Annotated in this window: 15 protein-coding genes; 11 read left to right on the top strand and 4 right to left on the bottom strand. The window is 68.0% G+C overall.

Annotated elements, in window-relative coordinates; genetic code table 11:
* Nucleotides 1–57: 57 nt before the first annotated feature.
* Both PIGHUM_RS17025 and xseA read right to left on the bottom strand, forming a co-directional pair.
* Nucleotides 58–633: a superoxide dismutase gene (locus PIGHUM_RS17025; RefSeq protein ID WP_124080772.1), complete on the bottom strand. Its 576-nt coding sequence runs from the start codon at nt 631–633 to the stop codon at nt 58–60.
* A gap of 141 nt (nt 634–774) precedes the next feature.
* Nucleotides 775–2,142, bottom strand: a complete 1,368-nt coding sequence (gene xseA / locus PIGHUM_RS17030; RefSeq protein WP_124080773.1) for an exodeoxyribonuclease VII large subunit — start codon at nt 2,140–2,142, stop codon at nt 775–777.
* Between the two features lie 294 nt (nt 2,143–2,436).
* Between xseA and PIGHUM_RS17035 the strand changes: the two genes are divergently transcribed.
* From PIGHUM_RS17035 to PIGHUM_RS17065, 7 genes are all read left to right on the top strand, one after another.
* Nucleotides 2,437–3,036: a MotA/TolQ/ExbB proton channel family protein gene (locus PIGHUM_RS17035; protein ID WP_124080774.1), complete on the top strand. Its 600-nt coding sequence runs from the start codon at nt 2,437–2,439 to the stop codon at nt 3,034–3,036.
* Between the two features lie 10 nt (nt 3,037–3,046).
* Nucleotides 3,047–3,478, top strand: a complete 432-nt coding sequence (locus PIGHUM_RS17040) for an ExbD/TolR family protein (RefSeq protein WP_124080775.1) — start codon at nt 3,047–3,049, stop codon at nt 3,476–3,478.
* Nucleotides 3,475–4,506 carry a tetraacyldisaccharide 4'-kinase gene (gene lpxK, locus PIGHUM_RS17045; protein ID WP_124080776.1) on the top strand — a complete coding sequence of 344 codons (1,032 nt, stop codon included), beginning with the start codon at nt 3,475–3,477 and terminating at the stop codon, nt 4,504–4,506. The genes PIGHUM_RS17040 and lpxK overlap by 4 nt, the downstream gene beginning before the upstream one ends.
* Entirely contained in the window at nt 4,487–4,681 is a 195-nt protein-coding gene (locus PIGHUM_RS17050; protein ID WP_124080777.1) for a Trm112 family protein, read from the top strand. Before lpxK ends, PIGHUM_RS17050 begins: the two co-directional genes overlap by 20 nt.
* Nucleotide 4,682: 1 nt before the next feature.
* Entirely contained in the window at nt 4,683–5,447 is a 765-nt protein-coding gene (gene kdsB, locus PIGHUM_RS17055; protein WP_124080778.1) for a 3-deoxy-manno-octulosonate cytidylyltransferase, read from the top strand.
* A 237-nt stretch (nt 5,448–5,684) separates the two neighbouring features.
* Nucleotides 5,685–6,338, top strand: coding sequence for an adenylate kinase (gene adk / locus PIGHUM_RS17060; protein WP_124080779.1), 654 nt, complete (start codon nt 5,685–5,687; stop codon nt 6,336–6,338).
* 247 nt (nt 6,339–6,585) lie between these two features.
* Entirely contained in the window at nt 6,586–8,661 is a 2,076-nt protein-coding gene (locus tag PIGHUM_RS17065; RefSeq protein ID WP_124080780.1) for a sodium-translocating pyrophosphatase, read from the top strand.
* A 259-nt stretch (nt 8,662–8,920) separates the two neighbouring features.
* On the opposite strand, the gene murJ is transcribed toward PIGHUM_RS17065, so the two are convergent.
* Nucleotides 8,921–10,483 (bottom strand): murein biosynthesis integral membrane protein MurJ, encoded by a 1,563-nt coding sequence (gene murJ, locus PIGHUM_RS17070; RefSeq protein ID WP_124080781.1) that lies wholly within the window; start codon nt 10,481–10,483, stop codon nt 8,921–8,923.
* A 219-nt stretch (nt 10,484–10,702) separates the two neighbouring features.
* Here murJ and rpsT point away from each other — a divergent pair, with 219 nt between their 5' ends.
* Complete coding sequence (gene rpsT / locus PIGHUM_RS17075) at nt 10,703–10,966, top strand: 30S ribosomal protein S20 (RefSeq protein WP_124080782.1); 264 nt, start codon at nt 10,703–10,705, stop codon at nt 10,964–10,966.
* 197 nt (nt 10,967–11,163) lie between these two features.
* Here the strand turns inward: rpsT and PIGHUM_RS17080 are convergent, their stop codons facing one another.
* Entirely contained in the window at nt 11,164–11,487 is a 324-nt protein-coding gene (locus tag PIGHUM_RS17080) for a DUF3579 domain-containing protein (protein ID WP_124080783.1), read from the bottom strand.
* A gap of 448 nt (nt 11,488–11,935) precedes the next feature.
* Between PIGHUM_RS17080 and argF the strand changes: the two genes are divergently transcribed.
* The 3 genes from argF to PIGHUM_RS17095 all read left to right on the top strand — a co-directional run bounded on the left by argF (nt 11,936) and on the right by PIGHUM_RS17095 (nt 15,174).
* Nucleotides 11,936–12,883, top strand: a complete 948-nt coding sequence (argF, locus tag PIGHUM_RS17085) for an ornithine carbamoyltransferase (RefSeq protein WP_124080784.1) — start codon at nt 11,936–11,938, stop codon at nt 12,881–12,883.
* A 205-nt stretch (nt 12,884–13,088) separates the two neighbouring features.
* Nucleotides 13,089–14,318 carry an argininosuccinate synthase gene (locus PIGHUM_RS17090; RefSeq protein ID WP_124080785.1) on the top strand — a complete coding sequence of 410 codons (1,230 nt, stop codon included), beginning with the start codon at nt 13,089–13,091 and terminating at the stop codon, nt 14,316–14,318.
* A 112-nt stretch (nt 14,319–14,430) separates the two neighbouring features.
* Entirely contained in the window at nt 14,431–15,174 is a 744-nt protein-coding gene (locus tag PIGHUM_RS17095; RefSeq protein WP_124080786.1) for a glutamine amidotransferase, read from the top strand.
* Nucleotides 15,175–15,191: the final 17 nt, after the last annotated feature.

The following is a 15,191-nucleotide window of genomic DNA, read 5'->3' on the forward strand; positions in this document are numbered from 1 at the left end:
GCGATACGGCGGCCGCCGGGCCGCCTTGCGGTGCGCCGGCTGGCGGCGCGACGGGAATCAGCCGAAGTTCTTGGCCACGAATTCCCAGTTGACGATGCCCCAGAAGCTCTCGAGGTACTTCGGGCGGGCATTGCGGTAGTCGATATAGTAGGCGTGTTCCCACACATCACAGGTCAGCAGCGGCACGTCGCCGGTGGTCAGCGGGTTGCCGGCGGCGCCCGTGTTGACGATGTCGATCGAGCCGTCGGCCTTCTTGACCAACCAGGTCCAGCCCGAACCGAAGTTGGCGGCGGCCTGCTTGCTGAAGGTGTCCTTGAAGGCGTCGAAGCTGCCCCACTTGGCATTGATGGCGTCGGCCAGCTTGCCAGCGGGCGGCGTGCTCTTGGGGGTCAGGCAGTTCCAGTAGAACGAGTGGTTCCAATGCTGGGCCGCGTTGTTGTAGATGCCGCCGGACGACTTCTTGACGATGTCCTCGAGCGGGGCGTTTTCGAACTCCGTGCCCTTGATCAGGTTGTTCAAGTTGGTCACGTAGGTCTGGTGGTGCTTGCCGTAGTGGTACTCCAGGGTTTCCTTGGAGAGGGTCGGGGCCAGGGCGTCCTGGGCGTACGGCAACTGCGGAAGAGTGTGTTCCATCTTGACTCCAGCGTCTGGTTGGGGGGATTGTGCGTGCATTCTATCGGGTCGGGCAGGCTTTTTCCCGCAAGTCCCCGAGCAATGCAAGGTTAACAAAGTGCGGCGGCCGCCAGAAGGTGCGAAGACCGCGGCCGACCGCGCCTACAGCGGGCCGCGCTCGGGCTGCACCGCCGTCACTTCGGCCTGCGCGGCGCCCTCGGCCAGGCTCAGTTCGAGCTTGCCGCCGGGTTGCAAGCCGCGTGCCTGCCTCACGATGGCGCCGTGCTCGTCGCGCACGATGGCATAGCCGCGCGCCAGGGTCTGCTCCGGCCCGAGCGCCCGCAGGTGCGCCGCGTGGGAAGCCAGCCGCTGCTGCAGGCTGGCCAGCCGGTAGGCCTGGCACTGCCGCAACTGCCGGGCCAGTTCGGCGGTCCGCGCAGACAGCCGGACCGGATCCGGCAACTCCGCGGCCAGCCGCCGGCGCATCAGCTCGACTTCGATACGCCGGTCGCGCTGCTGCGCGGCCCATGCCATGCCAAGCCCCCGCGCCAGCACCGCCAGGCGCTCGCGCTGTCGCGCCAGGCGCTCGCGCGGCGACATCAGTTGCGCGGCCGCACGGTCCAGGCGCTGTTCGGCGCGCTCGATGCGCCGCTGCTGCGCCCGCCGGATGCCGAGCGCCGCCTGCTCCAGCCGCCTGTGCCATTGCTCGCGCGGCAGGCATGCGAGTTCGGCGGCGGCAGTCGGGGTCGGCGCGCGCAGGTCGGCCGCGAAATCGGCGATGGTGAAATCGGTTTCGTGCCCCACGCCGCTGATCACGGGTATGTCGCTGGCCACGATGGCGCGCGCCAGGCCCTCATGATTGAAAGCCCACAAGTCTTCGATACTGCCGCCGCCGCGCACCAGCAGCAGGGTATCGACCTCGGCGCGCCGGTTGGCCGTGGCGATCGCCTGCGCCAGGCGCAGCCCGGCGTCCTCGCCCTGCACGGGCGCCGGATAAACCACCACCCTGACGTGCGGCGCCCGCCGCGCCAGCGCCGTCAGCACGTCGCGCAGCGCCGCCGCCTGCAGCGAGGTCACCACCCCCACCGCCGCCGGGATCGTGCGCGGTTCGCGCTTGCGGGCGGCATCGAACAGGCCTTCGGCAGCCAGTTTTTCCTTGAGCCGCAGGAACGCCTCGAACAGATCGCCCTGGCCGGCCCGCCGCATGGCCTCGACCTGCAACTGGTAATCGCCGCGCGGCTCGTAGAGCGAGACGCGGGCACGCACCTCGATGCGGTCGCCTTCGCGGGGCGTGAATCCCACCAGCATGGCGCGCCCCCGGAACATCACGCCGCGCGCCGCGGCGCCGCCGTCCTTGAGCGTGAAATACCAGTGCCCGGATGCCGCCGCGGTAAAGTTGGAAACCTCTCCGCGCACCCACACCAGCGGGATGCTGCGCTCCAACATGCCCGCTACGGCGCGGTTAAGCTGGGAGATGCTGAGGACACCCCGCGACAATTCGTCATGTGCAGATGCAAACCCAGCGTTCATGAGGCTTTCCAGACAAGAAGCTTTCCACAGGCTTGGAAACCGTGCTTGTCAAGTAATCCTTTTGTCACAGCTTGCATGGTTTTCCTATAAAGGGTTGATTCCATTGGTGTTTTGAGCTTGCGGGCGGCTGAATCAAAAGCGGGCAGCCTAGCTCCACCCGCATATCTCGTGGGCTTCACCCGAGTTACACACATAATTATCCACAGATTCTGTGGATACTTTCCGCCAGGCGCCGACTTGCCCACACCCCGTCCCCGCCCGTACATTCTCGCCTTCATCGAAAAGGAGAGTTTCTTGTTCGCCATCGTCCGCGAGGCCGGCTGGCCTATCTGGCTATTGATCGCCACCTCGTTCGTCGCGCTGACGCTCATCGTCGAACGCCTGCTCGCCCTGCGTCCCCGGCGTATCGCCCCGCCCCGCCTGCTGGAGGACGTGCTCGCCCTGGTGCAGAAACGGCGCATCACGCCGGAAGTCGTGGACAAGCTCGAGGCCCACTCGCCGCTGGGCCGCGTCCTGGCCGCCGGCCTGCGCAACCGGCACCGCTCGCACGCCGCGCTCAAGGACGCGCTCGAGCAGGCGGGCGCCAGCGTGGCCCACGGCCTGGGCCGCTACGTAGGCGCCATCGGCACCATTGCCGCCATCGCGCCGCTGATGGGCCTGTTCGGCACCGTCATCGGCATGATAGAGATTTTCGGCGCGTATGCGCCGGCCGGCAGCGATCCGGCCCAGCTCGCGCACGGCATATCGATCGCCCTGTACAACACCGGCCTGGGGATCTTCATTGCCATACCGGCCATGATCTTCTACCGGTATTTCCGCGCCCGCATCAACGACAGCCTGCACGATCTCGAACACGCCGCCGTCAGGCTGGTGGACGAGCTGCAGGCAGAATAACGGCGCACCCATGAATTTTCGCCGCAACCTGGCCGCCGACGAGCCCGACATCAACCTGATCCCGCTGATCGACGTCCTGCTGGTCATCGTCATCTTCCTGGCCGCCAGCACCTCGTTCACGCGCTTCAGCCAGTTGTCGGTACAGCTTCCGCAAGCCGGCGCGCCCGTGGCGCAGGCCGAAGCGCAGCGCCTGACCGTAACGGTGGCGGCCGACGGCCGCTACGCGGTCAACGGCCGCGCCCAGCCGCCGGCCGGCGTGCCCGAGCTGGCCGAGGCGCTGCGCCGGGCCGCCTCGGGGCAGCAAGACCCCAGCCTGCTGATCGATGCGGACGCCGCCGCCCCGCACCAGTCCGTCGTGCGCGCCATGGAGGCGGCGGGACAGGCCGGCATCTCGCGCATCGGCTTCAGCACCCGCGCCCGGCCCGGGGAAGCGGCGCGATGACCCTGCGCGCCACGCTGGAGCGCCAATGGCAGCACGGCGGCTGGCTGCCACGGCTGCTGCTGCCCCTGGCGTGGCTGGCGGGCGCCGTCATCGCGGCCAAGCGCCTGGCCTACCGCGCCGGCTGGCGCCGTGCCGGACGGGTGCCCGTACCCGTCGTCGTGGTCGGGAACCTCTATGTGGGCGGCACCGGCAAAACGCCGTTCATCGTCGCCGCGGCGCACGCCCTGCGCGCGCGCGGACACCGCCCGGGCGTGATCAGCCGCGGCTACGGCGTGGATGCCGGACCCCAGGCGCGGGTGGGCAGCGGTACGCTCGACCCGGCCGAGTTCGGCGACGAACCCGCGCTGATCGCCCGCCAGGCGCACGTGCCGGTCGCCATCCATCCGCGCCGGCTGCTGGCCGCCCGCGCGCTGCTGGCGCGCCACCCCGAGATCGACGTCATTCTTGCCGACGACGGCCTGCAGCACCTGGCGCTCGGCCGCGACGTCGAGATCGTGATGCAGGACGAGCGCGGCGTGGGCAACGGCCGGCTGCTGCCGGCCGGCCCCTTGCGCGAACCGGCCGCGCGGCTGCGCAGCGTCGATGCCATCGTCACCAACCGCAGCGGCGCCGAGGCCGCGCCGGACCGGGCCGCGCCCGCCGGCGTACGCGCCGTCGACATGCAGCTGGAGGTGCAGGACGCCTGGCGCCTGGCCGACGGCGCGCGCCGGCCGTTGGCCGAGCTGCCGCGCACCGGCCGCATCGTCGCCGTCGCCGGCATCGGCAACCCGGCCCGCTTCGCCGCCACGCTGCGACGCGCCGGCCTGCCCCCCGATGAACTGGTGGCGCTGCCCGACCACTACGACTACGCCCGCCTTCCCTTCCCGGACATCGCCGCCGATCTCATCCTCGTCACCGACAAGGACGCCGTAAAATGTGGCACTCTGGACGACCCCCGCGTATGGGCCGTCAGCGTCTCGGCGCATCTGTCCGACCCCACCTTCTTCGACTGGCTGGAATCCCGACTCCATGGACACACGCCTGCTTGACATCCTGGTCTGCCCCCTTTGCAAGGGCCCGCTGCAGCACGACCGCAGCGCCCGGCTCCTGACCTGCCGGGCCGACCGGCTCAGCTTCCCCGTTCGCGACGGCATCCCCGTCATGCTCGAATCCGAGGCCCAGCCCTGGCAAGGCGATACGAGCCCCGGCGCCGCTCATAGCTGATATGGAATTCACCGCGCTCATTCCCGCCCGCGCCGCCTCTACACGGCTGCCCGGCAAGATGCTGGCCGACATCGGCGGCCTGCCCATGGTGGTGCGGGTCGCGGGACAGGCGCGCGCCAGCGGCGCCGCCCGCGTGGTGGTCGCCACCGACGACGCGCGCATCCACGAGGCGGTCCGCGCCCACGGCTTCGACAGCCTGCTGACGCGGCCCGACCATCCCACCGGCACCGACCGCCTGGCCGAGGCCTGCGATGCGCTCGAACTGGACGACTCGCGCATCGTCGTCAACATCCAGGGCGACGAACCGCTGATCGATCCGGAACTGGTCGCGCACGTGGCCCATACGCTGGCGCGCCACACCTCGGCCGCCATCGCCACCGCCGCCCACCCCATCGATACCGCCGACGAGCTGTTCAATCCCAATTTCGTCAAGGTCGTCTGCGGCGCCGACGGCCACGCGCTGTACTTCTCGCGCGCCCCCATCCCGTGGGCCCGCGACGCCCTGGCCAGCGGCGAGAAAGTCTGCGCCGAAGGCCTGCCGGCGCTGCGCCACATCGGCATCTATGCCTACCGCGTGGGTTTCCTGCGCCGCTTTCCCACCTTGCCCCAGGGCCGCCTCGAGCGCTGGGAATCGCTGGAGCAACTGCGCGCGCTGGAGCATGGCTACGCCATCCAGGTGCACGTCACGCCGCAGGCCCCGGCCCCGGGGGTGGATACCCAGGCCGACCTGGATTTCGTACGCCGGCTGATCGCTGGAAAAGGCTGATAAAAGACCGATTTGACCGCGCTGGCGCGCTTGAGGTAAGTTTCCGACAGTCACGCCTGACACGCGGCCAAGGGGGGATCGACACCGCAGCATCGACCGCGCGCCGCCTGGCATCGGTCGTCATCGCCATGCCGGCAGCCCATGCTGCCCGTGCCGGCCGAGGCCGGCAGCCCGTGGCGCATGTACCTGCAAGGCCGCAGCCCAAGAATACCAACTCCATCCAATCAGGAAGCATCAATGCGTCTAATCTTGCTCGGAGCGCCCGGCGCCGGCAAAGGCACTCAGGCCGCGTTCCTCAAGGAACGCTACGGCATACCCCAGATCTCCACCGGCGACATGCTGCGCGCGGCGGTCAAGGCCGGCACCCCGCTCGGCGTCGAAGCCAAGAAAGTCATGGACGCCGGTGGCCTGGTGTCCGACGACATCATCATCGGCCTGGTCCAGGACCGCCTGAAAGAACCCGACTGCACCAACGGCTACCTGTTCGACGGCTTTCCGCGCACCATTCCCCAGGCCGAAGCCATGCGCTCGGCCGGCGTGCCCATCGACTACGTGGTCGAGGTCGACGTGCCCGAGGAAGAAATCATCGAACGCATGAGCGGCCGGCGCGTGCACCTAGCCAGCGGGCGCACCTACCACCTGCGTTTCAACCCGCCCAAGAACGCCGGCGTCGACGACGCCACCGGCGAGCCGCTCGTCCAGCGCGACGACGACAAGGAAGAGACGGTGCGCAAGCGCCTGGAGGTCTATCGCCAGCAGACCCGCCCGCTGGTGGACTACTACTCGCAGTGGGCCGCCGCCGGCGACGCCAAGGCGCCGCGCTACCGCAAGATTTCCGGCGTCGGCTCCGTCGACGACATCAAGACCCGGCTTTTCGATGCGGTGAAGTAGCCGCACCGGGCGGCGCCAGGCGCCGCCCACGCAGACGGACGCCAAGCCTCGCCTGCGCTCGATCGTTTTTTGTTTGCCCCGCAGTTGATGAACACGGTTTCGCAGTGAGAAAGGCCGGCCCGCAAGCCGGCCTTTCCCGCCACCAGTCATGGGAGCCTCGCGGCTCCTGAAAGGGGACCGCCTTGCGCAATTCCGCCCATCCGGGCGGGTCAACGCTCAGGCGCGTAGTCAAAAAAGGAGGAGATGCATGGCAACCGGTCTGCTATTCGCGCTCGTATGCGGCCTTCTGGCCGTGGCTTTCGGCGCTGTTTCCACCCGCTGGATCCTGAAACAGGAAAGCGGCAACGCCCGCATGGCCGAGATCGCCTCGGCCATCCAGCAGGGCGCACAAGCCTATCTCGCCAGACAGTACTCGACCATCGCCGTCGTCGGCGTCGTGCTGTTCGTCGTGATCGGCCTGGTGCCCGGCCTGGGCTGGCCCTGCGCAGTCGGTTTCGCGATCGGCGCGGTGCTCTCCGGCGCCGCGGGCTTCATCGGCATGAACGTATCGGTGCGGGCCAACGTGCGCACCGCGCAGGCCGCCACGCAAGGGCTGAACCAGGCGCTCACCGTGGCCTTCCGCGGCGGCGCCATCACCGGCATGCTGGTGGTGGGGCTGGGGCTGACCGGCATCACCGTGCTGCTGTGGTTTCTGCTGACCACCGGGCTTGGCGCCGTAGGCGACGGCAGCCTGCACGACCGGCTGCAGCCGTTGATCGGGCTGGCCTTCGGCTCGTCGCTGATCTCCATCTTCGCGCGCCTGGGCGGCGGCATCTTTACCAAGGGCGCGGACGTCGGCGCCGACTTGGTGGGCAAGGTCGAGGCCGGCATTCCCGAGGACGACCCGCGCAACCCCGCGGTGATCGCCGACAACGTGGGCGACAACGTCGGCGACTGCGCCGGCATGGCGGCCGACCTGTTCGAAACCTATGCCGTCACCCTGGTCGCCACCATGCTGCTGGGCTCGCTGATCATCGAGGTGGCGCCGCTGCAAGCCGTGCTCTACCCGCTGGTGCTGGGCGGCTTTTCCATCATCGCCTCCATCCTCGGCTGCATGGCCGTCAAGGCCAGCCCCGGCAAGCGCATCATGAGCGCCCTCTACCGCGGCCTGATCGTCGCCGGGATACTGGCGCTGGTGGCCTTTTATCCGCTTACGGCCTGGGTCTTCGGCGACACGCCGCTGGGCGACAGCGGCAGCGTCGGCCGGCTCTACGGCAGCAGCGTGGTCGGGCTGGTGCTGACCGGGCTGCTGGTGTGGATCACCGAGTACTACACCGGGACCGAATACAAGCCGGTCCGCTACGTGGCGCAGGCGTCCACCACCGGCCACGGCACCAACATCATCGCCGGCCTGGCGGTGTCGATGAAATCCACCGCCGCGCCGGTCATCCTGGTGTGCCTGGCGATCTACGCCGCCTATACCCTGGCGGGCCTCTACGGCATCGCCATCGCCGCGACCGCCATGCTGTCCATGGCCGGCATCATCGTCGCGCTGGACGCCTATGGCCCCATCACCGACAACGCCGGCGGCATCGCCGAAATGGCGCAAATGCCGGAATCGGTGCGCAACATCACCGACCCGCTGGATGCCGTGGGCAACACCACCAAGGCGGTCACCAAGGGCTACGCCATCGGCTCGGCAGGCCTGGCGGCACTGGTGCTGTTCGCCGACTTCACCCATGCGCTGGAGCACCTCGGCAAGAACGTGAATTTCTCGCTGGCCGAGCCGGCCGTGATCATCGGCCTGTTCATCGGCGGACTCATCCCCTTCCTGTTCGCCGCCATGGCCATGGAAGCCGTGGGCCGCGCGGCCGGCTCGGTGGTGGTCGAGGTCCGGCGCCAGTTCCACGAAATACCCGGCATCATGGAAGGCACCGCCAAGCCCGAATACGGCAAGGCCGTCGACATGCTGACCCGCGCGGCCATCAAGGAAATGATGCTCCCCTCGGCCCTGCCGGTCATCGTGCCCATCCTGCTCGCGCTGATCATCGGCGCGCTGATGGGCGGGGAATCGGCGCGCATGGCCGTGGGCGGCATGCTGATGGGCGCCATCGTGACCGGCCTGTTCGTGGCGATCTCGATGTGCACGGGCGGCGGCGCCTGGGACAACGCCAAAAAGTACATCGAGGAAGGCAACCACGGCGGCAAGGGCTCGGAATCCCATAAAGCCGCAGTAACCGGCGACACCGTCGGCGACCCCTACAAAGATACCGCCGGCCCGGCCATCAACCCGCTGATCAAGATCGTCAACATCGTCGCACTGCTGCTGGTGCCGCTGCTCTAGCCCGTCCAGCATTCCCCTGGCGGCATAGTCGTCACCCACGAAGCAGGTTGGGGTGAGATCCAGGGCACGGCGGATCCGGCTCCGCCGGTCCGGGTAGTGCCGCCCCTTGAGGGGCGCCCAAAGGGCGTAGGGGTGGGCTTCCCCTTCCAGTCCGCCGGTTTCGCCCACTGGGCCCGGCGCCGGGCCGCCCCAAGGCGGGCCCAGGCCCCCTCGGGGGGCTGCCGCGCAGCGGCTGGGGGCCCACCATTCGGGGCACGCGTCAGCGCGTAGGGGGGGGTCTCATATAATCCTTCGCCCGGAAGCCCAGCGCCAACAGCACCCCGAAATACGCGGCCGCCGCGCCGGCTATCACCGCCAGCAGCAGGCCCACGCGCAGCCAGGCGTGCGTCTGGAGCGCCAGCCAGTCGATGCGCAGCTGGCAGGCCCACAGGGTTGCCCCCATCGCCGCCAGCGCGCCGGCCAGCCGCAACAGGAACACCGGCCAGCCCGGCGCCGGCACGTAGACCCCGCGCCGGCGCAACCCCACCAGCAGCGCCAGCGTATTGACGCAGGCCCCCAGCCCGATGGACAACGCCAGCCCCGCATGCTGGAGCCAGGGCACGAACACCAGGTTCATGCACTGCGTGACCACCAGCACCGCCAGCGCGATCTTGACCGGCGTGCGGATGTCCTGGCGGGCATAGAAGCCCGGCGCGAGGATTTTCACCGCAAGCAGGCCGAGCAGCCCGACCGAATAGGCAATTACCGCCATCCTGGTCTGCGCCACGTCGGCGGCGCTGAAGGCGCCATAGTGGAACAGCGTGCTGACCAGCCCTTCCGACAACAGCGCGAGCCCGGCGCATGCCGGCAATCCCAGCAGCAGCGTCAGCCGCAGCCCCCAATCGAGCAAGGCGCTGTATTCATCCGCACGCCCGGCCGCATGCGCCTGCGACAGGCTGGGCAGCAACACGGTACTGAGCGCGATGCCCAGCAGCGCCGTGGGAAACTCCATGAGCCGGTCCGCGAATGACAGCCAGCTCACGCTGCCCGGAGCCAGCCACGTGGCGATATTGGTATTGATCAGCAAAGAAATCTGGGCCACCGATACGCCGACGATGGCCGGCAGCATCTGCCGCAGGATGCGCCGCACGAACGGATCGGCCCAAGCCTGCCGCAGCCGCAGTCCGATGCGCGGGCACAGCCCGATCCGCGCCAGCGCGGCGAACTGCACCGCCAGTTGCGCCACGCCGCCCGCCATCACGCCCACCGCCAGGGCGTGGACCGGCACCTCCAGATGCGGAGCCAGCCACAGGCTGGCGCCGATCATGGACAGGTTGAGCAATACCGGCGTAAACGCCGGCACCGCGAAATTGCGCCAGGTATTGAGCACGCCCGAGGCGAACGCCACCAGCGACATGCACAGGATGTACGGGAACATCACCCGGGTCATCCAGACCGCCGACTGGAAATCGGCCGCCCGCTCCGCCTCGCGCAACCCGCTGCCGATGGCGCTGACGACCCACGGCGCGCCCAGCACTCCCAGCGCCGTCACCGCCATCAGCACGAAAGTGAGCACCGAGGCGACGTGGTCGAGCAGCTCGCGCGTGGTTTCCGGCGCGTGCCGGTTCTTGGCCTCGCCCAGGATGGGCACGAAAGCCTGGGCGAACGCCCCTTCGGCGAACAGGCGCCGCAGCAGATTGGGAATGCGGAACGCGACCCAGAAAGCGTCGGTCAGGCTGCCCGCGCCGAACGCCCGTGCGATCAGCACGTCGCGCACCAGGCCGGTCACGCGGGACAACAGGGTAAAACTACTGACAGTGGCCGCGGCGCGCAGCAGATTCATGAATGCCCTTCTTGCGCGCGGCGCCCCGCGCGAGTATGTTCGTCTGCCCGGCGCGGGCGGCGCAAAACAGCCGTGCGCGGGCCCCTATGTGGTTTTTGCAGGGACGCCACCACATGGCATTGATTTTATAGCCATTTGCGGCTATAGTCTCTGGCTTTGCGAAGCTCCTGCCCCGCGTATCAGCAAGACGTGTCTTCGCCCTACTGAAACGGAATTTTCATGGCCAATACCGCCCAAGCACGTAAGCGCGCCCGCCAAGCAGTGGTCCGCAACAAGCACAACTCCAGCCTGCGCTCGATGCTGCGCACCTCGATCAAGCGCGTTCGCCAGGCGATCGCCGCTGGCGACAAGAGCGCCGCCACGGATGTGCTGCAAAAGGCCACCAGCGTCATCGACCGCGTCGCCGACAAGAAGATCATCCACAAGAACAAGGCTGCCCGCCACAAGAGCCGCCTGGCCTCCGCCGTCAAGGCTCTGGCCTGAGGATCATCCGGGCCTGGCAGCAGGCCTGAACCGCGCGTTCCTGCTCGCGCCCAGCGGATCTCCGCAGCGCCGGCACTACGCTCCACGAACCAGCCCGACAGGCACCTCCTGGCCGGCTGGTTTTGTGCGTCTGCACGTTTCCTCTCACAACGGCAAGACCCGAAAACGAGAACGTAAAAAAAGCCGCAGTGGGCGGCTCAGGTTCCGTCGGGCTTGACCGGTTTCTCGGGTATGAGACAAGCCTCGATCGTGCGCAAGTCGTTGTCGCGCGCGAAGTCATGCACGAACTGCCAGGCCAGCGGCTCGAGCGCGCGCAGGCGCTCGTCGACCATCACCGATTTCACGCCGTCCACGAAAGTGGGCACGACGTAAGGCGAATAGGTATAGGGACTGGCCACGCTGCCCTTGGGCCGGAACGGAGACATCACGCCAGCCAGCCGCTCGGCCCAATCGCTGGGACGGAACTTGCTGCCGCTGGAGGTGATGCCCTGGATAATGAACTGCTTGACGCTTTCAGCCATCGTCGATGAGCGGAAGCAAATCCGCGGTGAAGGGGTCTCGTGAACCCGGTGAAACATGGGAGCCCGGCGCGAAGCGCAAGGCCTCGCATCGACCATTTCTTCAATCGTTCGGGATGACGATTGAAATACCGGCGCGCCAGGGTGGCAAGCGCAGCCGGAACGGGCGATACCCCGGAAGGACAGCTCGCCATTGTAGCCCACCGCCCCGCCTTCGCTCCACCCTACGCCCCGTTCCGGCAATGCCTGCGCCCAGGTGGCTTGCTGTCACAGGCCTCGGGTATCATTGGTTCTTTCCGCGAAAACGCGCCGATCGCGCTGCAAGCACGCAGCCCCAGCCATCTTCCGGCTGGCGCCGCCGGCCTTGCGGCCAGAAACGGAGGGCAGGCAATACACCCAGCCGGTGCCGCGGCACCGCCCGTCGGATCGGCCACACCTGTCAGAGGCGCGCATGAACGCACCCCAGCCCAACTCGAAAACGCTTCCGCCCCTGCGCCACTTCCTGCAATTCAACGATTTCACCCGCGACGAAATCGAGTACGTCTTCGCGCGGGCCGCGATCATCAAGCGCAAATTCAAGAACTACGAACCGCACTTCACCCTGAGCGACCGCACCCTGGCCATGGTCTTCGAAAAGGCCAGCACCCGCACCCGCGTCTCGTTCGAAGCCGGCATGTACCAGCTGGGCGGCTCGGTCATCCACCTCACCACCGGCGACTCCCAACTGGGCCGCTCCGAGCCCATCGAAGATTCGGCCAGGGTCATCTCGCGCATGGTCGACCTGATCATGATCCGCACCTACGAGCAGACCAAGCTCGAATGCTTCGCCGCCAACTCGCGCGTGCCGGTCATCAACGGCCTGACCAACGAGTTCCACCCGTGCCAGATCCTGGCCGACATCTTCACCTACATCGAGCACTGCGGCTCGATCCAGGGCAAGACCGTGGCCTGGGTGGGCGATTCCAACAACATGTGCAACACCTGGCTGCAGGCCGCCGAACTGCTCGACTTCAACCTGCACGTCTCCACCCCGCCCGGCTACGAACTCGAGCCCGAACGCGCCGGCATCTTCAGCGCCGAACGCCTCGAACAGTTCGCCGACCCCATGGACGCCTGCCGCGGCGCCCACCTGGTCACCACCGACGTCTGGACCAGCATGGGCTTCGAGGCCGAAAACGAAGAACGCCGCGCCGCCTTCGCCGACTGGTGCGTCGACAGCGACATGATGGCCATCGCCGACCCCAGCGCCGTCTTCATGCACTGCCTGCCCGCCCACCGCGGCGAAGAAGTCACCGCCGAAGTCATCGACGGCCCGCAAAGCGTGGTCTGGGACGAAGCCGAGAACCGCATGCACGTGCAGAAGGCGCTGATGGAATTCCTGCTGGTGGGGAAACAGTAGCCCCCTGCCCGCTTACGCCCTTTGGGCGTAACATTGCTACAATAATAGATCGTCCTTTTCAGGCCGGGGGACGAAGCACGATCCTGGGCACCCAAGCGCCGCGGCACCCAGCCGCCGCGCCACACCCTGCCCGGTGACCTCCACCGGCCCGCAAGCCGCACCGCGAACGCCCACCCGCGGGGCCGTCCATGTCCTGGGAACCTCAATGAGCGAAGTAAAGAAGGTCGTACTTGCCTACTCGGGCGGCCTCGACACATCCGTGATCCTGAAATGGCTGCAGGACACCTATCAGTGCGAAATCGTCACCTTCACCGCCGACATCGGCCAGGGTGAAGAACTCGACCCCGCGCGCGCCAAAGCCCTCAAGTTCGGCATCAAGCCGGAAAACATCTTCATCGACGACCTGCGCGAAGAATTCGTGCGCGACTTCGTCTTCCCGATGTTCCGCGCCAACACCATCTACGAAGGCGAATACCTGCTGGGCACCTCCATCGCCCGCCCGCTGATCGCCAAGCGCCAGATCGAAATCGCCCGCCAGGCCGGCGCAGAAGCCGTCTCGCACGGCGCCACCGGCAAAGGCAACGACCAGGTCCGCTTCGAACTCGGCTACTACGCGCTCGAACCCGGCATCAAGGTCATCGCCCCGTGGCGCGAATGGGACCTGCTCTCGCGCGAAAAACTGCTGGCCTATGCCGAAGCGGCCGGCATCCCGATCGAGATGAAGCACAAGCAAGGCGGCGCGCCCTACTCCATGGACGCCAACCTGCTGCACATCAGCTACGAAGGCCGCCACCTCGAAGACCCCAAGTCCGAGGCCGAAGAATCCATGTGGCGCTGGACCGTCGCGCCCGAAGCGGCCCCCGATGCCCCCGAATACCTGGACATCGAATACGAACAGGGCGACATCGTCGCCTTGAACGGCAAGCGCATGAGCCCGGCCGAAGTGCTGACCGAGCTGAACGCCCTCGGCGGCAAGCACGGCATCGGCCGCCTCGACCTGGTCGAGAACCGCTACGTCGGCATGAAATCACGCGGCTGCTACGAAACCCCGGGGGGCACGATCATGCTGCGCGCCCACCGCGCCATCGAATCGATCACGCTGGACCGCGAAGTCGCCCACCTCAAGGACGACCTGATGCCGCGCTACGCCAGCCTGATCTACAACGGCTACTGGTGGAGCCCCGAGCGCCGGGCGCTGCAGGTCCTGATCGACCATACCCAGCAGGCGGTCAACGGCTGGGTGCGCGTCAAGCTGTACAAGGGCAACGTCTACACCGTCGCGCGCGATTCCAAGAACACCCTGTTCGACCAGACCATCGCGACCTTCGACGACGACGGCGGCGCCTACGACCAAGCTGATGCCGGCGGCTTCATCAAGCTCAACGCGCTGCGCATGCGCATCGCCGAGAACGCCCGCCGCCAGCGCGGCGGCTGAGCCCGGCCGCCCGGTTGGGCATCACGCGCCCGGCAACGGGCGCGCCGTGACCACGATCGGCGGCCCCATGGGCCGCCGATTGCGTTTTCCGCCCTTCCCCCGCCGCATCGCCATGGACGCTCTCACCCCGCTGCCTCTCGCCATCATCCAGACCGGCGTCCCGCCGGCCCCCGTCGCCAGCCGGCACGGCAACTTCAGCCACATGATCCGCGAGGCGGCCGGCCTGGCCGCCGATGAAGTGGAAGTCGTCGCGGTCCATGCCGGCGAACGCCTGCGCGGGCCCGCCGGATATCGCGCCGCGATCATCACCGGCTCGCCCGCCATGGTCACCGACCGCGAGGCCTGGAGCGAAACCACCGCCGGCTGGATACGCGAGGCCGCCGGCCTGGGCCTGCCCATGTTCGGCATCTGCTATGGCCACCAGTTGCTGGCGCACGCCCTGGGCGGCGCGGTGGACTACCATCCGCAAGGACGCGAGGTCGGCACGAACACCGTGGAACTGCTCGAAGCTGCCGGCGGCATCCCGCTGCTGGCCGGACTGCCCAGCCGCTTCCCCGCCCACCTGATCCACCAGCAAAGCGTGGTGGCGCTGCCCGCCGGCGCGACCGTGCTGGCGCGTTCGGCCCACGATCCGCACCAGATCGTGCATTATCACGGCGCGATCTACTCCAGCCAGTACCATCCCGAGTTCTGCCCACGCATCATGGGCACCTACCTGGCGCACTTCCAGCCCCAGCTCGGCCGCGAAGGCTTCGACGTCGAGGCGCTGCAAGCCGGCGTCTGCGCCACTCCCGCCGCCCGGGAACTGCTGCTGCGCTTCGTGCGCCGCCACGCCCGCCTGGAAAAAGCCGCCTGAGGAGGCGCCGTCCGCCT

The sequence above is a fragment of the Pigmentiphaga humi genome, from assembly GCF_900606115.1.
GTDB lineage: Bacteria > Pseudomonadota > Gammaproteobacteria > Burkholderiales > Burkholderiaceae_B > Pigmentiphaga > Pigmentiphaga humi.